This window comes from Micromonospora sp. NPDC047756 (assembly GCF_055587245.1).
Genome location: NZ_JBVJGQ010000008.1, coordinates 310734 through 334359 on the forward strand (window position 1 = coordinate 310734; position 23626 = coordinate 334359).

The following is a 23626-nucleotide window of genomic DNA, read 5'->3' on the forward strand; positions in this document are numbered from 1 at the left end:
ATGATCAGCAGTCGGAACATCGGCATGGTGGCGGCCGCTGCCACGCTGCTGGCCGCCGCGCCGCTGTCGGCCATCTTCCAGGGCTGGACGTGGCTGATCGAGTCCATCATCGCGGTTGCTGTGGTGGCCGGGGTGGCCGCGCTGACCCGCCTCGCCCGGGCACCGCTGTGGGGTCAGGTGCTGGGCATGCTGGCCGGGCTGATGCTCGCCCTGACCTGGCTGTTCCCCAGCGGCCAGGAGCTGTTCGCGATCCTGCCCACCCCGGGCACGTTCGCGTACTTCGGCGACCTGCTCGCCGGCTCCATGCAGGACATGCGCTCGTACGGGGTCGAGGTCCCGGACACCGACCCGTTGCTGTTCATCGCCGTGCTCGGCGTCGGCGGGGTCGCCGTGCTGGTGGACGTGCTGGCCGTGGGGCTGCGCCGGCCCGCACTGGCGGGGCTGCCGATGCTCGCCATCTACTCGGTGCCGGTCGCCGTCTACGTGGACAGCGTCCCCGCCGTGCCGTTCGTGGTGGGCGCCGCCGGTTACCTCTGGCTGCTGGTCACCGACAACGTCGACCGGGTGCGCCGCTTCGGGCGGCGGTTCACCGGTGACGGCCGCGACGTCGACGTGTGGGAGGCCTCTCCGCTGGCGTCCGCCGGCCGCCGGCTCGCGGCGGTCGGGGTGGCCCTGGCGGTGGTGCTGCCGCTGGCGGTGCCCGGCATGACCGGCGGACTGCTCGACTCGCTGAGCCGAGGGCCGGGCAACGGCACCGGCAACGGGTCCGGCTCGGGCGGCACGTCGGGTCGGATCGACCTGTTCGCCTCGCTCGCCGGCCAGCTCAACCAGTCCCAGGTAGCCGACCTGGTCAAGGTCAAGACGTCCGAGCAGAACCCGTTCTACCTGCGCTACGCGGTCGCCGACGAGCTACGACCCGCTGGTTTCCAGGCGCGCAACCCCAGCGGCCGGTCGGTCAACCGGGACCTGCCGAACCCGGCCGACCGGGCCGGTCCAGGCGTGCAGCAGACCACCTACAAGGCGACCGTCGAGGTCACCAAGAGCTTGAGCATGTCGCTGATGCCGGTCTACGCCGAACCGACCCGCGCCGACGACCTCAGCGACAACTGGCTCTACGACACCGGCCAGCAGGTCGTCTTCTCCAACCGGGAGAACTCCCGCGGTCGGAAGTACTCCTTCGACTACGTCCGCTCGACCTTCACGCCCGAGGCGTTGCGGGCCGCGCGATCACTGCCGACCGAGCACCCCCTACGCCGACAGATGACCGCCACCCCCGGGCCGGTGCCCGAGGTGGAGGAACTGGTCAAGGGCCTGATCCAGGGCAAGCGCACGGACTACGACCGGGTGCTGTCGATCTACCAGCACTTCTCGGCGGACAACGGTTTCAGCTACCGGTTGAGCACCGAGAGCGGCAGCAGCGGTCAGGACATCGTCAACTTCCTGACCAACAAGGTGGGCTACTGCCAGCAGTACGCCGCCGCGATGGCGTGGCTGGTCCGTTCGGCCGGCATTCCGGCCCGGGTGGCGTTCGGCTTCACCAACGGCAGCAAGCGCGACGGTGACACCTTCACGCTGACGAACCTCAACCTGCACGCCTGGACCGAGGTCTACTTCGACGGGGCCGGTTGGGTGCCGTTCGACGCCACCCCGGCGTACGGGGTGCCCGGCTCCACCCGGTCGGCCTGGGCACCGGACACTGACGCGCCGGAGGAGCCCAGCCCGAGTTCCGGCGCCACGAGCGCCCCGACGGACCCGGGCGCCTCGACGGAGCCGACCGGCCCGGACAACGCCGACCGGGACGCCGACGACGGGCTCTCTCTCGGCGGGACGACGCCGAACGAGCAGCCACCGGTCTGGCCCTGGTGGGCAGCGGGCCTGGTGGCCCTGCTGCTGCTGCTCGCGGTGCCCGCGCTGCGCCGGATGGCCCTGCGCCGCCGACGCAGTGGTCGCGCGACGAGCGGGGCGATGGCCTCCGCCACGGTCGGCGGCGACAGCGAGCCGGGGGCACGTCCGGTGGTGGTCAGCGCGGACGCCAACCGGGCCCGCGCGGACGCGCACGCCGCCTGGGCGGAGCTGCTCGACACGCTTGTCGACTTCCGGGTGCCGGTCGATCCGACCGAGACGCCCAGGGCAACCGCGGACCGGCTGGTCCGGGACTCCCTCGACGATGACGACGCGATCGGGTCGGCGCGGCTGCTCGGCCGGGCCGAGGAGCGGGCCCGCTACGCGCGGGATCCGCTGACCGGTGAGCCGTTGCTGCCGGCGCTGCGAGCGGTCCGTGCGGCGCTCGCGACACAGGCGGACCGACGGACCCGCCTGCGCGCCGCCGTGCTGCCGCCTTCGGTGCTGCTGCGCTGGCGCACCAGCATGGCCGACAGGTCCAGCCGGATGGTGGCGTTCACCGGGCAGGCCCGGTACCGACTGCTGCGGTGGAATCCTCGACGGCTGCTGGCCGGCCGGGCAGCTCGCTGACCGACCGGTCCCTGGGTTGGGACGGCGACTCACCCGCCGCCGTCCCAACCCAGCCCGTCCCAGCCCGTCCCAGCCCCGCCCGTCCTAGCCCGCCCGACCCAGCCCAGCGCAGCCCGCCCCGCCCAGCCCCAGCCCGCCCAGCCCGGCCCAACCCAGCCCAACTCAGCCAGCCCAGCCATCGCGCCAGCCTGCCCAGCCCATCGCGCCAGCCTGCCCAGCCCAGCCCGGCATCCCTACGCCCGGCTCACCATCCCTACGCCCGGCTCACCATTCCCATGATCATGTGATGAAAAGTAGGTCTCTCGGACCTTCGGTGCCTACTTTTCATCACATGATCATGCGTCAGGTGCCGGCACGCGACGCGGCCAGCCGGGCGACGCGGCCAGCGCGGCACCGAGAGCCAGCGCGGCGGTGCGGCGACGCAGCCGGCACAGCGACGAGAGCAGGCGCGGCGGCGGGACGCTGGCAGCGGCAGAGGGCGCGCGGATACGACGGAGGTCGCCGGGGGCTGTGCCCGGCGACCGCTCGTCGCGGCGTACGGCCCGCCTCAGCGGCGGGACCGGCTCAGCGGTGCCCCTCCGGGCGCTGCCGCCACCTGTCCTCCATGCGGTCCAGGATTGACGACCGGCGACCGGATCGGCCACCGCGGGGACGACGACGACTCGTCGTGCCGCCCACCACGTGCAGGTCGGGTGACTGCGCCCGCCGGTGCGACTGCACCGCGAACGCGGCCGACGCCAGCATGACGACGAAGCCCGCCACCGCCAGTGGTGGAGTCTTGATCACCGCGCCATAGACCAGTAGAGCCAAGCCAGCGATGATGACGCCGGCGGCGACGAGCAGGCGACGCCGCGCATGGAAGCGCGGATCGCTGGCGCGCACGGCCGAGGCGAATTTGGGGTCCTCGGCAAGCGACCGCTCGATCTGCTCGAACAGCCGCTGCTCGTGCTCCGAGAGCGGCACGGCACTCCTCCCCGGTCACGTTGGTCGGGCCCACTCGGGCCGACAGACCGTGGCAGCCAACCGGCTGCTTACCCGCAAGTCTACGAGGGGGCTCGCGCGTCGGAAAGCGGGACGACCTATGGGCGGGGTGGATTTTCGTTTCGACGGGGATCACGGTCGCCCATCAGACTGGCCGGACCTATGACGGACCGCCCGAAACGGGCAGCCGCGGCGTCCGCGGCAGCTTCCGCTTCGCGCCACCCGCGCTCGGGAGCGCCGAGGGTGAGTTGCCGGGGGGCGCCCTGCGCCGGGGCGAGCCCTTCCACCCGGACACCCACGAGTCGGATCCGCTCGCCCGGGTCCAATGCGGTGTAGAGCGCCCATACCGTGTCGAACATCTCGCGGGCGGTGTCGGTGGGAACGTCGAGGGTGCGAGATCGGCTGACGGTGCGGAAGTCGGCCAGCCGGACCTTGAGTGAGACGGTGCGCCCGACCTGCCCGGAGCCGCGCAGACGGACACCGACCTTCGCGCTGAGCGCGAGCAACGCACGGCGGATCTCCAGCGGGTCGGCCACGTCGACGTCGAAGGTCACCTCGGCGCCGATCGACTTGTCGACGTGCTCGGGGCTGACCCCGCGCGGGTCGCGCCCCCAGGCCAGCTCGTGCAGGTGCGAGGCCGAGGCGGCACCGACGGCTCGGCGGAGCATGCCGACCGGAGCCTCGGCGAGGTCGCCGACGGTGGCCAGACCGAGTCGGCGGAGCGCCTCGGCGGCGCGCTCCCCCACCCCCCACAGGGCGTCCACCGGCAGCGGGTGCAGAAAGTCGAGCACCTGCCCCGGGGGCACGACCAGCAGGCCGTCCGGCTTGGCCCGGGTGGAGCCGAGCTTGGCTACGAACTTGGTCGGGGCCACCCCGACCGAGCAGGTCAGCGCCTGCTCGTCGGCGACCCGGCGACGGATCAGCCGGGCGATGGTGGCCGGGGAGCCGAAGAGCCGACGGGCACCCGTCACGTCGAGGAACGCCTCGTCGAGGGAGAGCGGCTCGACCAGCGGCGTGACGTCCCGGAAGATCTGCATGACGGCCCGGGAGGCGGCCGTGTAGGCGGAAAAATCCGGTGGCAGGTAGACCGCGTGGGGGCAGCGGGCCCGGGCCTGACTGGTCGGCATCGCGCTGCGGACGCCGTACCGGCGGGCCTCGTAGCTGGCCGAGCTGACCACCCCGCGCGGGCCGACACCGCCGACGACCACCGGCCGGCCGCGCAGCTCCGGGCGACGGCGCACCTCGACGGCGGCGAAGAAGGCGTCCATGTCGACGTGCAGGATCGGGCTGGCGGAGTCGTCGGCGTCCGGTCCGAAGCGCGGATCGTCGCCCCGGGGCAACGACTGGCTGCGACCCATCCCGGCAGGTTAACCCGGAGGTACGACACCACCGTCGGCCGGCGGGCCGAACCGTCCGCCTGGGTCAGCCCCGGACGACGAGCAGCGGTACGGTCAGCTCCGCGGCGGTGTCCGACCCGTGGTAGGCCACCAACTTCGACGCCATCGGCCGCTCGGTGCGACTGGCCATGACCGCGTACGTGTCGTTGCAGATCACCACCACGTCGCCGATCCGACCCAGGTGCTCCTCGGCCACCGGCCCGAACCAGCCGGTGGCCACCATCTCGTCGCGGGTGCGTACCCGGGCCGTGGCGCCCAGCACCTCCGACCAGGTGGCCCGCACGTCGTCCACCGCGCCCGGCTCGACGTGCAGGTAGCGGACCCGGGCCTCGCCGGCCACCAGCCGCAGGCCTGCGCGCAGTCGCGGGTCGGTGTCCAGGTCGAAGCGGTGCGCGGCGGGGATGTCGAGCTGCCCGTGGTCGGCGGTCACCAGCAGCGCCGCGTCCGGCGGCAGCCCGTCGACCAGTCGGGCGAGAAGGGCGTCCACCTCGGTCGCGGCGACCCGCCAGGGTGCCGAGTCGACGCCGCTGAGGTGGCCGTGCCGGTCCAGGTCGGCGTGGTAGCCGGAGACCAGGGTGGGCCCGGCCCCGGCGGTCAGCGCGGCCAGCATGGCGGTGGCCACCGCGTCCGCGCCGGCGGCGCCCCGGAAGTCGCCACCCCGGTTGGCGGCCACTGTCAACCCGCTGCCGCCGAACTCCGGCCGGCTCACCACGCTCGTCGTGACTCCGGCGGCGCGGGCCCGCTCCAACTGGGTGGGCACCGGCTGCCAGCACAGCGGCGACGGATCGGCGGCCCAGTCGGTGTGGGTGAGCACCCGCTCGGTGCCGGGCACCCGCACGGTGAAGCCGAGCACACCGTGTGCGCCTGGCGCGACGCCGGTGCCCAGCGACACCAGGCTGGTCGGGGTGGTGGACGGGAAACCGGCGATGAGCGGCCGGGCCACCGTCGCGGCGAGTCCGGCGAGAGTCGGCGCGTACGGCGCCGCGGTCGGCAGCTGGTACCAGCCGAGCCCGTCGACGAGCAGCACCGCGATCCGGCGTACCCCGGCCAGCGCGGGCCGGAGCCCGAGCGGGTCGGTCGAGCCGGGCACCCCGAGCACGGCCAGTGCGCTGGGCAGCACGTCGGCGAGGCGACCGCCGCCGTGACCCGGCCCGAGGATGTCCAGCGCTGCCGGCTGGCCACCGGCCTCGGCGATCATGCCGGCCGGCGGGCGAACAGGTGCAGTTGGGCGGCCAGGTCCCGGTACGGCGGTTGGGCGGCCAGCGCCCGTTCCAGCTCGACCACGGCCGCGGACTGCCCGTCGGCGACGGCGGCCGGCAGCAGGTCGGCCAGCACGCGTACCCCGTGGATCTCCTCGACCTCCAGCCCGGCGGCGCCGAGCAGCGCGGCGGCGGTGGCGGCGTCGTAGCGTCGGCGCAGCGTGTCGCGCGGGCCGGCGGTGCCGGCCGGATCGGCGGCCAGGGTGGTCGCGACGTCCAGGTGCCCGTTCATCGCGCGGCCCAGCACGGCGGCGGCCCGGCCGGCCACCAGCACACTGGCCGCGCCACCCGGGCGCAGCGCGGTGGCCAGCGCGGTCACCACCGGCGTCGGGTCGTCGACCACCTCCAGGACGGCGTGGCAGAGCACCAGGTCGACGCCGGCCGGCTCGACCAGCCCGGCTAGGGCGTCACCGTCGCCCTGCACGGCGGCGATCCGGTCGGCCACCCCGGCCTCGGCGGCGCGGCGGGTGAGCGCGGCGAGCGCGTCGGGGCTGGCGTCGACGACGGTGACCCGGTGCCCGGCGCGGGCCAACGGAACGGCGAAACCACCGGTGCCGCCGCCCACGTCCAGCACTGTGAGCTCGGCGTCGCCGCGCCGGTCCAGCTCGGCGCGGAGCACCGACCAGATCACGGCGGTGCGGGGTGTCAGCGGCGGCTCGGCGAACCGGCCTCGGGTCTGCTCCACCCGGCCGAGCCTAGTCACTCGGCCCGGTGATGGTGTGGGCGTGTGGCGGGGGCGCCCACCACACGCCCGATCGGTGCGTGGCGCGGCGGCGGTCAGGCCTCGGTGCCCTCGGCCTCGTCCTCCGCCCGGGACCGGCGCTCGTTGGCCACCGGGCCGTTCGTCACCTCGTACTCGCGGGGGTCGGCGAGGTGCGACGGCACCCAGCCGGTGCCCAGTCGGGTCCGCCGGGCGTTGGCGATTCCACCGGTGTACGCGTGATTTCCCGTCACTGTCGTTCCCCCTCACGGATCACGGGCCGCTCTGCCCGCTCGGGACGAGTCTCCCGCCCGGCGGCTCCGGAAACCGTAATGTGGATCACTGAATTCAGCGGAAGTCGCGGGACGCCGGACGCACCGGAGGCTCGATGGCGTCCAGCCGGTCGGCGACCAGGTTGGTCACCCCCTCGTGCCGCTGCAACCGCCCCCGTACCACCAGCGCGGCACTGGTCCGCGCCACCCGCCGGTAGCGCTGCCACAGCCCCGGCGAACAGGTGACGTTGAGCATCCCCGTCTCGTCCTCCAGGTTGAGGAAGGTGACCCCGCCCGCGGTCGCCGGGCGTTGCCGGTGGGTGACGATGCCGCCGACCCGGATCCGTTGCCCCGGCTCCACCCGGCCGAGCCGGGCGATCGGCACCGCGCCGAGCACGTCGAGCTGCCCCCGGATGAAGCGGGCGGGGTGGCTCTCCGGCGACAACCCGGTGGCCCACACGTCGGCGACCAGCCGGTCCACCGCCTCCATCCCGGGCAGCGTGGGCGCCGCCGCGCCGGTCACCGTGCCGGGCAACCGGCCCGGTCGGTCCTGGGCCGCCGCACCGGCGGCCCACAGCGCCTGCCGCCGGGTCAACCCGAAACAGGCGAAGGCGTCCGCGGTGGCCAACGCCTCCAACTGCGCGGCGGTGAGACCGACCCGCCGGGCCAGGTCCGGCATGTCGGTGTACGGCCCGCGCCCGGCCCGCTCGGCCTCGATCCGCTCGGCCACGTCGGCACCGAGTGTGCGCACACTGGACAGGCCGAGCCGGACGGCGGGGCCGCCCAGCCCCCAGGCGTGCGGCGGCTCCCCCGGCCCGCTGCCCCACCGGGTCTCCGGAGTGGACTCCAGCACCGCCACCGCCCCGCTGGCGTTGATGTCCGGACGGCGGACCTCCACCCCGTGCCGACGGGCGTCGTCGACCAGGGTCTGCGGCGAGTAGAAACCCATCGGCTGGGCGTTGAGCAGCGCGGCCAGGAACGGCGCGGGGTGGTAACGCTTGAGCCAGGAGCTGGCGTAGACCAGGTAGGCGAAGCTCATCGCGTGGCTCTCCGGAAAGCCGTAGCTGGCGAACGCGGTGAGTTTGCGGTAGACGTCGTCGGCCAGCTCACCGGTGATGCCCCGCTCCGCCATCCCAGCGTAGAGCCGGTCGGCGATCCGGGTCATCCGCTCCACCGACCGTTTGGCGCCCATCGCCCGGCGCAACTGGTCGGCCTCGGCCGCGTCGAAGCCGGCCAGGTCGATGGCGAGCTGCATCAGCTGCTCCTGGAACAACGGCACACCCAGGGTCTTCTCCAGGGCGTTGCGCATCAGCGGGTGCGCGAAGGTCACCGGCTCCTGGCCGTTCTTGCGGCGGATGAACGGGTGCACCGAACCGCCCTGGATCGGGCCGGGACGGATCAGCGCCACCTCGACCACCAGGTCGTAGAACTCGCGGGGCTTGAGTCGGGGCAGGGTGGCCATCTGGGCCCGGCTCTCCACCTGGAACACCCCGACCGAGTCGGCCCGGCAGAGCATGTCGTAGACCTCCGGGTCGTCCAGGGTCATGTCACCGAGGTCGAGGCTCATCCCGATCATGTCGTAGCCGTAGTGCAGGGCGGAGAGCATGCCCAGGCCGAGCAGGTCGAACTTGACCAGGCCCACCGCGGCGCAGTCGTCCTTGTCCCATTGCAGGACGCTGCGCCCGGGCATCCGCCCCCACTCCACCGGGCAGACCTCGATCACCGGCCGGTCGCAGATCACCATGCCGCCGGAGTGGATGCCCAGGTGCCGCGGGAACGTCTGCAGCTCGTTGGCGTACTCCACCACCTGCTCGGGGATGTTCTCGACATCGACGGTGGCGACCGAGCCCCACCTGTCGATCTGCTTGCTCCAGGCGTCCTGCTGCCCCGGGGAGTAGCCGAACGCCTTGGCCACGTCCCGTACGGCCGACCGGGGCCGGTAGGAGATGACGTTGGCGACCTGGGCGGCGTGCTCCCGGCCGTAACGGGTGTAGACGTGCTGGATCACCTCCTCCCGGCGGTCGGACTCGATGTCCACGTCGATGTCGGGTGGGCCGTCCCGCTCCGGGGCGAGGAACCGCTCGAAGAGCAGTTGGTGCCGGACCGCGTCCACATTGGTGATCCGCAGCGCGTAACAGACCGCCGAGTTGGCCGCCGAACCCCGACCCTGGCAGTAGATGTCCTGGTCACGGCAGAACGTGACGATGTCGTAGACCACCAGGAAATAACCGGGGAAACCCAGCTCCTCGATCATGTTCAGTTCGTGCTCGAGTTGCGCGTACGCCGTCGGGTGCGCCTGCGGCGGCCCGTAGCGCTCGTGCGCACCGTCGGCTGTCAGCTTCCGCAGCCAACTCATCTCGGTGTGCCCCGGCGGCACCGGGTACGCCGGTAACTGCGGCGCGACGAGCTGAAGGTCGAAGGCCAACTCGGCGCCGAACTCGGCGGCCCGCGCCACCGCACCCGGGTACGCGGCGAACCGGGCCGCCATCTCCGCGCCGCTGCGCAGGTGGGCGGTGGCCGCCGCGGGCAACCAGCCGTCGATCTCGTCCAGGCTGCGTCGGGCCCGGACCGCGGCGACGGTGGTGGCCAGCCGACGCCGGCCGGGGCTCGCGTAGTGCACGTTGTTGCTGGCCACCGTCGGCAGCCCGGCCGCGGCGGCCAGCTCGGCGAGCGCGTCGTTACGGTCGGCGTCGACGGGATGGCCGTGGTCGGTCAGCTCCACCGCCACCGTCTCCGCGCCGAAGAGCGAGGTCAGCCGGTCCAGCTCGCGGGCCGCCGCGTCCACCCCCTCGGTGAGCAGGGCACCCGGCACGTGCCCCTTGCGGCAGCCGGTCAGCACCAGCACGTGATCCTTCAGCTCGGCGGCGACCTCCTCCAGGCTCCCGTAATCCGGGCGGCCCTTCTCCCCGCCGCGCAGCTGGGCGCGGGCGATGGTGGTGGCCAGCCGGGCGTACCCCTCGTGGCCGTGCGCGAGCACCAGCAGGTGCGCGCCGTGCGGGTCGGGCTCACCGTTCTGCGGGCCGGGCAGGCCGAGGGACAGCTCCGCGCCGAAGATGGTCGGCAGCCCCAGCGTGCGGGCCGCCTCGGCGAAGCGGACCACCCCGTAGAAGCCGTCGTGGTCGGTGACGGCGAGCGCGGTGAGCCCCAGCCGGGCCGCCTCCTCGGCCAGCTCCTCCGGGTGGCTGGCGCCGTCGAGGAAGCTGAAGTTGGTGTGCGCGTGCAGCTCCGCGTAGGGCACCACGCCGTCGGGGCGGGTCAGCTCCGGTGGCTGGTACTGCTCGCGGCGGCGGCTCCAGGCCGGGGAGTCGCCGCCATCGGCGTCCACGGCGAGCGGGTCCACCACGTGCAGGTGCCGCTCCTCGCGCGACCGCCCGCCACCCGACCGGCCGGCGCCGCCGCTGGCCCGCCCGGAGAGCACCCGCTCCAGCTCCGACCAGGGCATCTTCGGGTTGTGGAAGCTCATCCGGCCGCTCCGGCCGCGTTGCTCGGCCCGGTCCTGCTCGGCCCGGTCCTGCTCGGCCGAGGGATGCCGGGTGACCGGGTCGACGACGGACACGACGACGGTCGCCCCGACGGCGGCGAGAGGTGCGATGAGCGTGATGACTCACAGGCATCAAGATGTCTGTGAGTCATCACGCTCATCAGGACATCTGCTCCCCGGCCAGCGCGGAGCCAGCCGACGCCGGGCAGGGATCGACCTGACCTAGTCATAGATCGCTTCCACCAACCACTGCCCCGACTCCACGGCCAGCAGCAGGGCGGCACCGTCGGCCAGGCTGACCTGGAACCGGGCCCGTCGGCGGGCCTCGGCCGGCGCCCACCAGCGCTCGTCCACCGGCCACGGCCCGGCCCAACCCACGATCTCCGCCGGCTGACCGGCACCGACCACCAGTCGGGCGGGCGCGGCGCTCACCGCCAACCGCGCGCTGATCACCACCGGCTCGCCAGCGGCGTCGTGCACGGTCGCGGCGAGCGGGCTGGGCAGCACCACGGCGGGCGCGGGCGGCGGCAGCCGGCCCGGCCACGGCGGAGCACTCCCGCCCTGGCCGGTGGTCGGGCCGACACCGGCATCGGGCGGCGGGCCGGGGCGGGTGGGGACGCGTTCGTCGCCCCACGGCACCAGTCGCACCTGGTCGGCCGGGGCGCGCCCACCACCGAGCACCGCGGTCACCACCGCCTCCGGGCCGAGGATGCCCTGCACCCGGCTCAACGCCCGGTGCGCGCGTTCCCGCTCCTCGCCGGTCTCCCCCCAGAGACCGGCCTGCAGACCAGCCTGGGCGATCACCCCGTCCGGGATCAGTCGCAGCCGGATGATGCCGGCCGTCGGCCGGGCCGGTCGGGCACCGGCCCGGCCATTGCTGCCGGAGAGCCACCCGTCGAGCTGCCAGCGCACCCGGTCGGCGATGGCCGCGGCGGTGAGCAGGCCATCGTGCCGCCACACCCGGTGCAGCTCCTGCCCGTGCTCGGTGACCGCCTCGATGCCGAGCCGGGTGCAGGCCAGACCGTGCCCGGCCAGGCGTTCGTGCAGCTGCTCGGCCAGCGCCCGGGCCACGAACGCCGCCGCGTCGACCCGGTCGATCGGGTCGTCGTGCTCCGCGGTCACCGTCAGGTCGGCCGGCGGCTGCCGGACGGCGAGTGGGCGGTGGTCCCGCCCGGCGGCCAGCCGGTGGGCCAGCGCACCGTCGAACCCGAACCGGGCCAGCACGTCGCCGGCCGGCAGGGCGGCGAAGTCGCCGAGGGTGCGTACTCCCAGCCGGCGCAGCAGGTCGGCGAGCGCCGACCGCCCGAGCGCCTCGACCGGCAACCCGGCCAGGAACCCCGGTGTCCCACCCGGTGCCACCACCCGGCCGGCGCGAGCGGCCAAACCGGCCGCGAACACCCCGTCGGCGATGCCGACCTGGCTCTCCACCAGGCACGACTGCGCCACATGCTCGATGATCCGCTCAGCGGCCGCCTCCTCGCCGCCGAGGTAACGGCCCGGCCCCCGGGCGGCCACCGCGCAGGCGCCCGGACGGACCACCTCGACACCGGCGACCAACTCCTCCACCGCGGCGACCACCGGTTCGAACGCCCGGGCGTCCCGGCCGGGGTCGTACTCCACGACGGTGAGCTGCGGACAACGCCCCTGTGCCTCCCGCTTGCGCAGCCCTCGACGCACCCCTTCGGCGCGGGCCCGCTCGGAGCAGGCGACCACCCGGTTGGCGTGCAGCACGGCGACCGGGCCGGTCGCCGGCACCCCGTCGACGATCTCGGCGGCGAGCACCGGCCAGTCCGGGCACCACAGCAGCAGCGTGCGTGCCGGCGTGCCGGTCACCCCTGACCGACCAGCGCGAGTGGCGCGGCCGATCGACCCACGGGCGACGGCAGCGTACGAGGGATCACCCGGGTCAACTCGTCACCCGGGAGCCAGACCTTGATCTCCTTGGGCCGGGCAGCCGCCCCGCGCCCGCGCGCCGAGACGGTGATCTCCCGACGGCGCAACCGCCCCCGGCCCAGCCCGAGACCCTCCCAGACTCCCCGGACCACCTGCAGCGTCACGTCCGCGCCGTCCCACCGGCCGTACGGAACGAGCACGCTGCCGCGCTGCCGGGCCCGGGCGGCCAACCGGGTGGCGACCGAGGCGGAGACCGAGGCCGGCACGGTGGTGACCACGACGTCCACCCCGTCGATCAGCGCGGCGACCACGGTGGCCCACTCGGGGCCGGGGTTCGGCACCAGGGCCAGCCGGTCCAGGGCGATGCCCAGCTCGGCCGCCGCGCCCGCGCCGAACGTCGGCACCCCGACCACGGCGCACCACGAGCCGGCCCGGGACGCCTCGGCGAGCAGGGCCAGCATCAGCGAGGTGCCACCGCTGCGGCGGGGCTGGCCGGCGGCGACCGCGATGGTGCTGCCCCGGCGCAGGCCCCGGTTGGGCAGCAGACCGGTCAGCTCGGGCACCACCGGCAGCACCCGGTGGCCACCGACCGGGTCGGGCGCGCTCGCCGGGCGCACCAGATCGGCCAGCGCGGCGGAACCAGCCACCATGCGGCCCGCCATTGGACCAACTCCCCCGTCGTTGCTGTGGATCAGATGAGGACCGGCACGCCGTGCCACCGGCCGCCCGGCTCCCCTAGCGGGGCGGCCGGTGGCACGGCGGGATCAGGCGGCGAGACCGTCCAGGGCCGGTTGGTGGGCCACGCCGAGCGCGGTTTCCACCACCGTGACGAACTGTTCGGCTGCGCGGAGCAGATCGTCGGCCTCCCGGGCGCTGACCACCCGGGGGATGCCGGCCTCGGCGGCGGCGCGCTTGCTGGCCCCCGCGGCGAAGAACCGGGACCACTCGTCGAGCTCCGGAGCGACGGCGCAGAGGAGGACCCAGACACTGGTGATCCGGTTGCGTCGACTCGGCGCGGGGCGGGCCCGGGCGGCCAGCAGAGCTGCCGCCGCGCGCAGGGCGGCCAGGTGGGCAGCCGCGTAGCGCAGGCCATCGGGTCGGGTCTGGCCGGCCTCGACCAGCCCACGGCGGGCCAACGTGAGGAGTTGGGTGGGGGTGCGGTGCGGCAGCACGTGCGCCGGCACCGTCGGTGCCTGAGCCGGGTTGGTCGGCATGGATGTCTCTCCTCCACGTGGCCGAGACGTCACTGCGGTGGCTGATGCCACCGACGAGACGCCGAGGTCGGGGTGGTGCGGAGGAAGACGCACCGGGTGTGGCCGGCCGGGTGTGGATGCTTCCCCACACCACACCCGGCCGGCGGACCGGCGGGTGCGTCGCCCGCCGCCCGGGGGTCGTGGGCGGCGAGCGACGCTCCTGCCTAATGGGGACCAGGCTCGCGACTGCCCGGAAACCCCGGTGCGGCCCGCGGAGCCGCACCGCCCGGAGGTGGCGCCGCGAAACGCCGCGCTCCGGCTGGTTGGAACGGGCGTTCGAGGCAATCGAACACTCGTTCTAACTGCTGCTGACAGTACACCTCCCCTCCGACGAAAATGCAACGTGTGACGCGCCGAGCGTGCCGGCCGACTGAACCGGCCACCGACGGACCGGGAAGAATGGCGGGATGCAGCCACACCCGAACGTACGGGCGGTGCAGGACGCGCTCACCGCCGCCGGCACCCTCGACGGCGGCGGTGAGCCCAGCGTGGTCCGTCTGCTGCCCGACGCGGTGCACACCGCCGCGGCGGCCGCCGAGGCGCTCTACGTCGAGGTCGGCCAGATCGCCAACTCGCTGATCTTCGACGCGGACGACACGCCGTTGCTCGTCCTCACCTCCGGCGCACACCGGGTCGACACCGCCGGCCTGGCGGCATCGATCGGCGTCACCCGACTGCGTCGGGCCACCCCGGAGTTCGTCCGGGCCCACACCGGGCAGCCGATCGGCGGGGTCGCCCCGCTCGGGCACCCGCGCCCGCTGCGCACCCTGGTGGACACGGCGCTGGCGGCGTACCCGGAGATCTGGGCCGCGGGTGGCGTGCCCCAGGCGGTCTTCCCGACCACCTACCCCGAGCTGTTGCGGGTCACCGCCGGCACCCCGGCCGAGGTGGCGTGAGCGAGCGGAGCGAGCGGACCAGCAGGCACAGCAGCGACACGTTCGCGTCGCCGCGAAGCGGTGGCGCAAACGAGCGGAGCGAGCGGACCAGCAGGCACAGCAGCGACACGTTCGCGTCGCCGCGAAGCGGTGGCGCGAACGAGCGGAGCGAGCGGACCTGCGGGCACAGCGGCGACGTCAGCGCGGCTCCGGAGCTGGTCACGCTGCACGTGTGGCGGACCTCCCGTGGCGCGTTGCCCCGGGCGCTGACCCGGATGGCGGTGGACCCCCGCCGGTTGCGGGCCCTCCCCGGCGTTCGTTTCGGCAAGCTGCTGGGCACCGGGACCGGCACCGACTTCGGGCCCCGGGACGCCGACCTGACCCGCTGGGCGGCGCTGACCGTCTGGGACTCCCCCGCCGCGGCGGCCGGCTTCGACGACTCTCCGGTCGGGCGGGCCTGGGCGCGCATCGCCCACGCCCAGGTACGAATCGACCTATGCCCGTTGACCAGCCGGGGCGAGTGGTCCGGCCAGCGACCGTTCGGCGACCCGTCGGGCGGCCGGGTCACCGGCCCGGTGCTGGCACTGACCCGGGCCCGGCTGCGGGCCCGCCGGGCGGCCACCTTCTGGCGGGCGATCCCGCCGGTGGCCGCCGCGTTGCGCGACGCGCCCGGGCTGCTGGCCCGGTTCGGGGTCGGAGAGGCCCCGCTGGGTTGGCAGGGCACGGTGAGCGTGTGGCGCGACCCGACGGACCTGGTGGCGTTCGCGTACCGTCACCCGGAGCACCGGGCGGCGATCATGCGAACCCCCACCGCGGGCTGGTACGCCGAGGAGCTGTTCGCCCGGTTCGAGGTGCGCGACGTGGTCGGCGACCGGTCGGTGCTCGGATGGGTCGTCGACGACGGCTCGGAAACGGTGAAGGGTGGACGGGCATGAGGTTGGTGCGCTGGACGCCGGACGATCTCGTCCGGCGGCTGGACGACGTGGTGGCCGTCTACGGCGAGGCGATGGGATACCGCACCGACCTGCTGGAGGCCCGGCGCGGTTACATCGCCACCCATGTCCGCCGACCGGGTTTCCGGGCGGTCGCCAGCCTGACCAGTGAGGGTCATCTCGCCGGCTTCGGCTACGGCTACCTGGGCGCGTCCGGTCAGTGGTGGCACGACCAGGTGCACCGCGCACTGAACGCCCCGACCCGCGCGCGCTGGCTCACCCACTGCTTCGAGGTGGTCGAGCTGCACGTCCGGCCACCGGCGCAGGGGCACGGCCTGGGCACCGGTCAGCTGCGGGCGCTGCTCGGCATGGCGGAGGGCGACACCGTACTGCTGTCCACTCCGGAGGCCGACGAGCAGACCTCGCGGGCCTGGCGGTTGTACCGACGGTTCGGCTTCGTCGACGTGCTGCGCGACTTCCACTTCCCCGGCGACGAGCGACCGTTCGGCGTACTCGGTCGGGATCTGCCGCTCGAGCCACCGGCGTCATGACCCGGCGGATCTCCTGGACGCTGCTCGCCGTCCTGGTCCTCGCCCAGATCTGCTACCCGCTCACCACCGGCGCCACCCGGGCCGGGCTCACAGTGGCCACCGTCGTCCTCGGTTGGCTGCTCTCGGTCGGCCACGCGCTGCTCAGCCGGGGCCCCCGGGTGGCGGCGGCGCTGGTCGCGGTGGCCACCGGCGGCGGGTTCGCGATCGAGGCGATCGGGGTGGCCACCGGCGTGCCGTTCGGCAGCTACGACTACTCCGGAGAGCTGGGTCCGAAGCTGGCCGGCGTGCCGCTGATCATTCCGCTGGCCTGGACCTGGATGGCCTGGCCGGCCTGGCTGGCAGCGGTCCGACTGACCGGCGGCAGGACCACGACGGCCGGCGGCAGCGGGCCGACGGTGGGGCGGTGGGTGGGGCGGATCGCGCTGGCCACCGTGGGGCTGGCCGCCTGGGACCTTTTCCTCGACCCGCAGATGGTGGCCGAGGGCTACTGGGTCTGGCGCGATGCCACCCCGGCCCTGCCCGGCCTGGCCGGCATTCCGGTCAGCAACTATCTGGGCTGGCTGCTCTTCGCGGTGCTGATGATGAGCGCGCTACGCCCGCTGGCCGGGCCGGCCGCCGAACACACCGATCGGCGGGACCACCCGATGCTCGCGCTCTACCTGTGGACGTACTTCTCCAGCATCCTGGCCCACGCCGTCTTCCTCGACCTGCCCGCCTCGGCGCTCTGGGGCGCCGCCGGCATGGCGGTGACCGCCGTACCCCTGGCGGTGACCCTCCTGCGTGCCCGCCGGGGCGGTGACCCCGCTCGGGAGGCCCACCAGCCACACCGCCCCGGCGTCGACGCGACCCGATGACCGTCCTGCTCGCCCTGCTCATCGCCGTCGCCGCGTTGACCGGGCACACCTGGCTCAACGCCACCCGGTGGCTGCGCCGACCCACCGACCGGCCCGACGACGTCGACGAGCCGGTCACCGTGCTGCTGCCGCTGCGCGACGAGGCCACCCGGGTCACGCCCTGCCTGCGTGCCCTGCTGGCCCAGCGCGGCGTACCCGGGCTGCGCGTCGTGGTCCTCGACGACGGGTCCACCGACGGCACCGCCGACGTGGTCCGCGCGGTGGTCGGCGACGACCCCCGGGTCACGTTGCTCACCGGGGTCGCTCCACCGCCGGGCTGGCTGGGCAAGCCGCACGCCTGCTGGCAGCTCGCCACCCGGGCCGATCCGGACGCCACCGCACTGGTCTTCGTCGACGCCGACGTGGTGCTCGCCCCGCACGCCGTGGCCGCTGCCGTCACCGAGCTGCGCGCCGCCCGCGCGACGTTGCTGTCGCCGTACCCCCGGATCGTGGTGGCGACGGCCGGCGACCGGTTGGTGCAGCCGCTGCTGCAGTGGCTCTGGCTGACCTTCCTGCCGCTGCGCGCGATGGAGCGCTCACCGCGGCCGTCGCTGGCCGCGGCGGGCGGGCAGTTCCTGGTGGTGGACCGGCGCGGCTACACCGCCGCCGGCGGGCACGCCGCGGTCGCCGACAAGATCCTGGAGGACGTCGAGCTGGCCCGGGCGGTCAAGCGGGCCGGTGGGCGGATCGCCCTGGCCGACGGCTCCCGGCTGGCCACCTGCCGGATGTACGACGACTGGCCGCAACTGCGCGACGGGTACTCGAAGTCGCTCTGGGCGTCGTTCGGGCACCCGGGCGCGGCGGCGGCCGTGGTGGCGGCGTTGCTGCTGCTCTACACCGCCCCACCGCTGATCGCGTTGACGGGTGCGGCGGCCGGCGCACCGAGGGTGGCCACCGTGGGCCTGGCCGCGTACGTGCTCGGGGTGCTCGGACGGGTGCTCACCGCCCGCGCGACAGGTGGCCGGTGGTGGCCCGACGCGCTCGCACACCCCGTGTCGGTCGTGGTCCTCGGTTGGCTGACCCTGCGGTCGTACCATCTGCGGAAGCGACGCCGCCTGACCTGGCGGGGCCGCCCGGTCAGCTAGGGAGGACGCGGCATGGCGCGGATCGTGGTCGTGGGTGCCGGGGTGGGTGGCCTCGCCACCGCCGCCCGGCTGGCCGCCACCGGGCACCAGGTGACCGTCTTCGAGCGGGCCGACACCGTCGGCGGCAAGCTCGGCCGGTACACGCACGACACCCCGGCCGGGTCGTTCCACTTCGACACCGGGCCGAGCCTGCTCACCCTGCCCGAGGTCTTCCACGACCTGTTCGAGGCGACCGGGGCGAAGCTCGACGAATACCTGGACCTGGTTGCCCTGGACCCGATCGTCCGGCACGTCTTTCCCGGCGGTGGCCCGACCCTGGACTCGTGCGCCGACCCGGCGGAGTTCACCGCCCGGATCGGTGCCGCGTTCGGTGACCGGGCGGCGGCCGACTGGCAGCGGCTGTGGCGTCGGGCGGCGCGGGTGTGGAACGCCTCCTCACGGGACATCCTGCGCCGTACCGTCGACTCTCCCCGCGACCTCGCGTCGCTGGCCTGGCGCGTCGGCGACCTGGCCGCCATCGCCCCAGGCCGTAGTCTGCGCGGCCTGGGCCGCCGGCACCTGTCCGATCCCCGGCTGCGGATGATGCTGGACCGGTACGCCACCTACACCGGCGCCGACCCACGTCGGGCACCGGCGGCGCTGGTCGCGGTCCCCTACGCCGAGCTGGCCTTCGGCGGCTGGTACCTGCGCGGTGGTCTGGGCACGCTCGCCGACGCGCTGCTGACCCGCTGCCTGGACCTCGGCGTGGTCGTGCAGACCGACGCCACCGTCACCCGGATCGACGCCACCGGCGGCCGGGTGCACGGGGTACGCCTCGCCGGCGTCACCGCCCCGGTACCCGCCGACGTGGTGGTGGCCAACGTGGACGCGCTCACCGTCTACCGTGACCTGCTGCCCCACCCGGGTCGGCTGGCCGCGCTGACCGACCGAAGCCTCGCCGGCTTCGTGCTGCTGCTCGGCGTCTCCGGCAGCACCGGGCTGGCCCACCACAACGTCTTCTTCCCGGACGACTACGACGCCGAGTTCGACGCGGTCTTCGGTGACCCCGGGCGCGGGGTACGGGCCCGGCCGGCGGTCGACCCGACGGTGTTCGTCACAGTGGCCGACGACCCGATGGTCCGCCCAGCCGGACACGAGGCGTGGTTCGTGCTGGTCAACGCCGCCCGACAGGGCACTGCGGCGGGTGCTGTCGACTGGCGACGCCCGGGGCTCGCCGACGCGTACGCCGACCGGATCCTGGACGTGCTGGCGCGGCGCGGCGTGGACGTGCGCGACCGGCTGCTGTTCCGCGAGATCCGTACCCCGGCCGACCTGGACGTGGCGACCGGCGCACCGGGTGGCTCAATCTACGGCACCGCCGGTGGGCTGCTGCGCCCGGCGAACCGGGGCCCGGCTGACGGGCTGTGGCTGGTGGGCGGCTCCACCCACCCGGGCGGCGGGTTGCCGATGGTGACCCTCTCCGCGCAGATCGTCGCCGACGAGATCGGCCCCGCCTGGTAGGGACTGCGTCGAGCCGGGCTGGCCCGGCCGGGCTCAGTCGGCGTCGAGCAGGGCGCGACGGATGCTGGAGAGCAGTTGCCCCAGGCCGAAACCGGCCAGCAGCACCCAGACCGCGGTCGCCATGGTGATGGTGCCGGCGGCCAGGTCCGGCTCGATCAACCCGGCCAGCCCGGCGACCAGCAGGCCGGCCAGCGCCACCGAGACCCGGGTGGGGCGTTCGCCCACCGTCACCGCGCCGATGTCCCGCATACCCGCGGCGACCGCCCGCGCCCGGACGTACTCGTGCAACCAGGACAGCGCGCCGCCCGCGACCACCAGCCCACCTGGCGCGCCCACCAGCCAGAAGGCCAGCAGCCACGCCACCTCACCGAGCCGGTCGGCGACCGAGTCGTAGACGTAGCCGAGCCGGGTGGTGCGGCCGGTGGCGACCGCCACCGCACCGTCCACGCTGTCCGCCACGGCGGCGAGCAGCACGAACAGCGCGCCGAGGAACAGCCCGTCCCCCGGCCGGCCCACCAGCAACGGTACGCAGAAGCAGAGCAGCACCCCGGCCACGGTGACCGCGGTGGGGCTGACCCGCAGTCGACCCAGCACGTATCCGACGTGGTACGCGAATCGCAGCCAGGCGCGCACCACCGGCGCGGCGACCCGAGGGTCGAACCCGCCGTGCAGCCGCGCCCACGCCGTGGCGTACTGATCCCAGTTCAGCTGTGTGCCCACCACGGATCAACCGTCGTGCCGGGCAACAGGTGTCGCAAACGCAGCGTTCACACGCGGGCGCCGGCCTTCAGGTTCTGCCAGACCTCACGGGTCGCCGTGGACCGGTTGAGGGTGATGAAGTGGATTCCCGGCACGCCCTCGTCCAGCAGTCGGCGGCACATCTCGCTGGCCTGCTCGATGCCGAGCCGACGGACGGCGTCCGGGTCGTCGGCGACGCGTTCGAAGCTGGCCGCCAACGCCGGTGGGAACGGCGCACCGGACAGCTGCACGGACCGCTCGATGGTGCTGAACTGGGTCACCGGCATCACCCCGGCCAAAATCGGGGTGTCACAGCCAGCAGCGGCCACCCGGTCACGTAGCCGCAGGTAGTCGTCGGCGTCGAAGAACATCTGGGTGACCGCGAACTCCGCGCCGGCCCGGCACTTGCGGACGAACTGGGCGGTGTCGCTGGCCACGTCGGGCGAGCGGGGGTGCTTGTACGGGAAGGCCGCCACGCCGACGCTGAAGTCGCCGGCGTCGCGCACCAGCCGGACCAGGTCCTCGGCGTAGTCCACGCCCTCGGGGTGGCGGATCCACTCACCGCCCGGGTTGCCCGGGGGGTCGCCACGAACGGCCAGCACGTTGCGCACCCCCACCCCGGCGAGCCGGCCGACCACGTGCCGCAACTCGGCGACGGAGTGGTTGACCGCGGTCAGGTGGGCCATCGGCAGCAGCGTCGTTTCGGTGGCGATCCGCTCGGTCACCGCCACCGTGGTGTCCCGGGTCGAGCCGCCGGCGCCGTACGTGATCGACACGAACGACGGGCGCAGGGACTCCAGCTCGCGGATGGCCTGCCAGAGCAGCTGCTCCCCCGCCTCGGTCTTGGGCGGGAAGAACTCGAACGAGAAGGTCGGCTGGCGCTCACGGATGAGCTCCCCGATCGCCGGCTGCGGATTGGGGAGTGTCGAGGGAAGACCGAGCGCCACGACCCGACTCTAGCGGTCGATGGCACCAGGACCCAGGCCCTTCCCACCCAGCGGCCGGTGCCGCCCGGCCCGGCGGGCGGCGTCATCTGGCCGGCGGCCGGCGTCGTCCGGTCTGCGGGGAGACTGTGGGCGGTGTCGCCGGGTCCGCCGTGAGCCGGCGGATGTGTCGCACCGCGCGCCCGACCTGACGACGGAAAGGCGTCGTACCCCCGAGGTAGAAAGGGACGGTGCGGGAGGGGCGGCGGGGGTGGCCAGGTCCCGCGCGGGGGTCAGCAACCGAGCGGTGACGCCGATCCCGTCCGGTCAGCCGGGTGGGTCGTCACCGCACCGACGCCCGCCAGGAGGACCCATGATCCCGCTCGCATCGCCGCGTCCCGCGCAGCTCGGGCCGCTGCTGGCCCGGTGCCGACTGGCCCGTGGCTGGAGCCAGCAGCGAGCCGCTGCCGAGTTGTGTGCCGCCGCCGGGGTGCCGACGCTGAGTCGGCACGAGGTTTCCCGGTGGGAACGACAGCGTCGCGTGCCGGGCGGGTTCTGGCTCGGCTGGCTCGCCGTCGTCCTGGACGTGCCGCTGGTGGTGCTCGCGGAGGCCGCCGCGGCCACCCGTCGGGCCGGCTCGACGCGGGCCACCGGGCCGGGCCGCACCGCGGCGGCCGGCGCGCGACCGGCCGGGCGGACGGGTCCCGGCCGCACCGGCGGGACCACGCGTGGCGGTGGAGCACGAGCACGGACGACCGGCTAGCGTCGGGGCGTGACCCACGCTGCCCCCGTCTCCCCCGTCGACCGTGCCGGCCTGCGGCAGCGGGTCGACAAGGCTCTCACCGAGTTCCTGGCCGGCCAACGGGCTCGGCTCGTCGCCGTGGACGAGGCGTTGGTTCCGGTGGCCGAGGCGATCGAGGCGTTCGTGCTCGGCGGCGGCAAGCGACTGCGTCCCGCATTCGCCTACTGGGGGTTCCGGGGGGCTGGCGGGCTGGACGGTGACCAGGTGGTGACCGCCCTGGCCGCGCTGGAGTTCGTCCAGGCCAGCGCCCTGATCCACGACGACCTGATGGACCGTTCCGACACCCGGCGCGGCGAGCCGGCGGTACACCGACGGTTCGCCACCCGGCACCGGAAGGCCGGCTGGGGCGGCAGCCCGGACGGTTTCGGCGACGCCGCGGCCATCCTGCTCGGTGACCTGTGCCTGGTCTGGTCCGACGAGTTGCTGCACTCCGCCGGCCTGGACCTGCGCTCGTTGGCCCGAGCCCGGCCGGTCTTCGACGAGATGCGCACCGAGGTCACCGTCGGGCAGTACCTCGACGTGCTGACGCAGGTCACCGGGGACACCTCGGTGGAGCGGGCCAGCAAGGTCGCCCGGTACAAGTCCGCGAAGTACACCGTCGAGCGTCCGATGCTGCTCGGCGCCGCGCTGGCCGACGCGCCGGAGGACTTGCGGACGGCCTACTCGGCGTACGGGCTGCCGCTGGGCGAGGCGTTCCAGCTCCGCGACGACGTGCTGGGGGTCTTCGGCGACCCGACGCTGACCGGCAAGCCGGCCGGGGACGATCTGCGCGAGGGCAAGCGCACCTACCTGGTGGCGGCAGCCGTGGAGGCCACCGACGACGCGGGCCGCGAGCTGCTGCTCGGCCGGCTCGGCGAGCCGGAGCTGGACGAACACGGGGTGGCCCGGCTCCGCGAGGTGATCTCGGGGAGCGGGGCGCTGGCCCGTACCGAACAGCGGATCGCCACCCTCACCGACGCCGCCCTGGCCGCCCTGACCACCGTCGACCTCGACACCGAGGCTCGCCAGGCCCTGGTCGACCTGGCCATAGCCGCAACCCGCCGAGCCGACTGACCCACCCCCGCCGGGTTGATCATGAGGTTGGCGACGTTCGCCTCGGCGTGTCACCGCCAACCTCATGATCAACGCCGGAAGGCGCGGGGTGGGGCGGGGTCAGAAGCCTTGGGCTTGGGCTCGGCGCTTCACCTCGCGGGCCTGGTCGCCCGAGAGGGCGGCGGCCGGGGTGGCACCGGGGAGGGTGTCGTCCGGCTCGTAGAGCCAGCGCAGGGCGGCCTCGTCGTCGTAGCCGTTGTCGGCCAGCAGATTGAGCACGCCGGGCAGGTGCTTGAGCACGGTCTGGTTGGCAACCAGGTCCGCCGGGATCCGACGGACGCCGTCGCGGCGGACCGCCAACAACTCGCGGTCACGGATCATCTGGTGCACCTTGCTGATCGACACGTCGAGGCGTTCGGCGACGTCGGGCAGGGTCAACCAGCCGGCCGGGTCGGTGGGGCCGGCAAGCTCCGGGCCGGGCGCGGCCTGGTCGGGTACGGGTTCGGTCACCCGACCACCCTGCCACGCCACCGCCGCGACGAGCCACCGGCACCCCGGGCGGGCCCTCCGCGTCCTCTTTCCTGATC

At 74.3% G+C, this 23626-nt stretch carries 21 protein-coding genes; 9 read left to right on the top strand and 12 right to left on the bottom strand.

Annotation, left to right across the window (positions count from 1 at the left end; all coding sequences use genetic code 11):
* Positions 1–2472 (top strand): transglutaminase TgpA family protein, encoded by a 2472-nt coding sequence (locus ACZ6NZ_RS27075; RefSeq protein WP_465860837.1) that lies wholly within the window; start codon positions 1–3, stop codon positions 2470–2472.
* A 564-nt stretch (positions 2473–3036) separates the two neighbouring features.
* Here ACZ6NZ_RS27075 and ACZ6NZ_RS27080 read toward each other — a convergent pair.
* From ACZ6NZ_RS27080 to ACZ6NZ_RS27120, 9 genes are all read right to left on the bottom strand, one after another.
* Complete coding sequence (locus ACZ6NZ_RS27080) at positions 3037–3435, bottom strand: DUF3040 domain-containing protein (protein ID WP_030334542.1); 399 nt, start codon at positions 3433–3435, stop codon at positions 3037–3039.
* Positions 3436–3551: 116 nt separating this feature from the next.
* A complete protein-coding gene (locus ACZ6NZ_RS27085; RefSeq protein ID WP_465860838.1) occupies positions 3552–4811 on the bottom strand; it encodes a DNA polymerase IV in 1260 nt (419 codons plus the stop codon).
* Positions 4812–4875: 64 nt separating this feature from the next.
* Positions 4876–6048 (bottom strand): alkaline phosphatase family protein, encoded by a 1173-nt coding sequence (locus ACZ6NZ_RS27090; RefSeq protein WP_465860839.1) that lies wholly within the window; start codon positions 6046–6048, stop codon positions 4876–4878.
* Positions 6045–6812, bottom strand: coding sequence for a methyltransferase domain-containing protein (locus ACZ6NZ_RS27095; protein WP_465860840.1), 768 nt, complete (start codon positions 6810–6812; stop codon positions 6045–6047). Before ACZ6NZ_RS27095 ends, ACZ6NZ_RS27090 begins: the two co-directional genes overlap by 4 nt.
* 74 nt (positions 6813–6886) lie before the next feature.
* Positions 6887–7063: a hypothetical protein gene (locus tag ACZ6NZ_RS27100; protein ID WP_167492956.1), complete on the bottom strand. Its 177-nt coding sequence runs from the start codon at positions 7061–7063 to the stop codon at positions 6887–6889.
* A gap of 94 nt (positions 7064–7157) precedes the next feature.
* Positions 7158–10544, bottom strand: coding sequence for an error-prone DNA polymerase (locus tag ACZ6NZ_RS27105; RefSeq protein WP_465860912.1), 3387 nt, complete (start codon positions 10542–10544; stop codon positions 7158–7160).
* A gap of 240 nt (positions 10545–10784) precedes the next feature.
* Entirely contained in the window at positions 10785–12395 is a 1611-nt protein-coding gene (locus ACZ6NZ_RS27110; RefSeq protein ID WP_465860841.1) for a DNA polymerase Y family protein, read from the bottom strand.
* Positions 12392–13117 (bottom strand): hypothetical protein, encoded by a 726-nt coding sequence (locus ACZ6NZ_RS27115; RefSeq protein ID WP_355007688.1) that lies wholly within the window; start codon positions 13115–13117, stop codon positions 12392–12394. The genes ACZ6NZ_RS27110 and ACZ6NZ_RS27115 overlap by 4 nt, the downstream gene beginning before the upstream one ends.
* A 102-nt stretch (positions 13118–13219) precedes the next feature.
* Entirely contained in the window at positions 13220–13669 is a 450-nt protein-coding gene (locus ACZ6NZ_RS27120; RefSeq protein ID WP_393138878.1) for an SAV_6107 family HEPN domain-containing protein, read from the bottom strand.
* Between the two features lie 446 nt (positions 13670–14115).
* Between ACZ6NZ_RS27120 and ACZ6NZ_RS27125 the strand changes: the two genes are divergently transcribed.
* The 6 genes from ACZ6NZ_RS27125 to ACZ6NZ_RS27150 all read left to right on the top strand — a co-directional run bounded on the left by ACZ6NZ_RS27125 (position 14116) and on the right by ACZ6NZ_RS27150 (position 19544).
* A complete protein-coding gene (locus ACZ6NZ_RS27125) occupies positions 14116–14604 on the top strand; it encodes a YbaK/EbsC family protein (RefSeq protein ID WP_465860842.1) in 489 nt (162 codons plus the stop codon).
* Positions 14605–14798: 194 nt separating this feature from the next.
* Positions 14799–15518: a monooxygenase gene (locus tag ACZ6NZ_RS27130; RefSeq protein ID WP_465860913.1), complete on the top strand. Its 720-nt coding sequence runs from the start codon at positions 14799–14801 to the stop codon at positions 15516–15518.
* Positions 15515–16066 (top strand): GNAT family N-acetyltransferase, encoded by a 552-nt coding sequence (locus ACZ6NZ_RS27135; RefSeq protein ID WP_366608791.1) that lies wholly within the window; start codon positions 15515–15517, stop codon positions 16064–16066. Before ACZ6NZ_RS27130 ends, ACZ6NZ_RS27135 begins: the two co-directional genes overlap by 4 nt.
* Positions 16063–16920 carry a carotenoid biosynthesis protein gene (locus tag ACZ6NZ_RS27140; RefSeq protein ID WP_465860843.1) on the top strand — a complete coding sequence of 286 codons (858 nt, stop codon included), beginning with the start codon at positions 16063–16065 and terminating at the stop codon, positions 16918–16920. The genes ACZ6NZ_RS27135 and ACZ6NZ_RS27140 overlap by 4 nt, the downstream gene beginning before the upstream one ends.
* Complete coding sequence (locus ACZ6NZ_RS27145; RefSeq protein ID WP_465860844.1) at positions 16917–18044, top strand: glycosyltransferase family 2 protein; 1128 nt, start codon at positions 16917–16919, stop codon at positions 18042–18044. Before ACZ6NZ_RS27140 ends, ACZ6NZ_RS27145 begins: the two co-directional genes overlap by 4 nt.
* Positions 18045–18056: 12 nt before the next feature.
* Complete coding sequence (locus ACZ6NZ_RS27150; RefSeq protein WP_465860845.1) at positions 18057–19544, top strand: phytoene desaturase family protein; 1488 nt, start codon at positions 18057–18059, stop codon at positions 19542–19544.
* A 33-nt stretch (positions 19545–19577) separates the two neighbouring features.
* On the opposite strand, the gene ACZ6NZ_RS27155 is transcribed toward ACZ6NZ_RS27150, so the two are convergent.
* Together ACZ6NZ_RS27155 and metF are read right to left on the bottom strand one after the other, a co-directional pair.
* A complete protein-coding gene (locus ACZ6NZ_RS27155; RefSeq protein WP_465860846.1) occupies positions 19578–20267 on the bottom strand; it encodes a CDP-alcohol phosphatidyltransferase family protein in 690 nt (229 codons plus the stop codon).
* Positions 20268–20311: 44 nt separating this feature from the next.
* On the bottom strand, positions 20312–21229 hold the full coding sequence (gene metF / locus ACZ6NZ_RS27160; RefSeq protein ID WP_366608796.1) for a methylenetetrahydrofolate reductase [NAD(P)H]: 918 nt from the start codon (positions 21227–21229) through the stop codon (positions 20312–20314).
* 349 nt (positions 21230–21578) lie between these two features.
* Between metF and ACZ6NZ_RS27165 the strand changes: the two genes are divergently transcribed.
* Positions 21579–21968: a helix-turn-helix domain-containing protein gene (locus ACZ6NZ_RS27165; protein WP_366608797.1), complete on the top strand. Its 390-nt coding sequence runs from the start codon at positions 21579–21581 to the stop codon at positions 21966–21968.
* Between the two features lie 9 nt (positions 21969–21977).
* The gene (locus ACZ6NZ_RS27170) at positions 21978–23060 is read left to right on the top strand and encodes a polyprenyl synthetase family protein (RefSeq protein WP_465860847.1); all 1083 of its coding nucleotides are present in this window, start codon (positions 21978–21980) and stop codon (positions 23058–23060) included.
* Positions 23061–23159: 99 nt separating this feature from the next.
* Here the strand turns inward: ACZ6NZ_RS27170 and ACZ6NZ_RS27175 are convergent, their stop codons facing one another.
* Complete coding sequence (locus ACZ6NZ_RS27175) at positions 23160–23549, bottom strand: Rv2175c family DNA-binding protein (RefSeq protein WP_465860848.1); 390 nt, start codon at positions 23547–23549, stop codon at positions 23160–23162.
* Positions 23550–23626 lie beyond the last annotated feature (77 nt).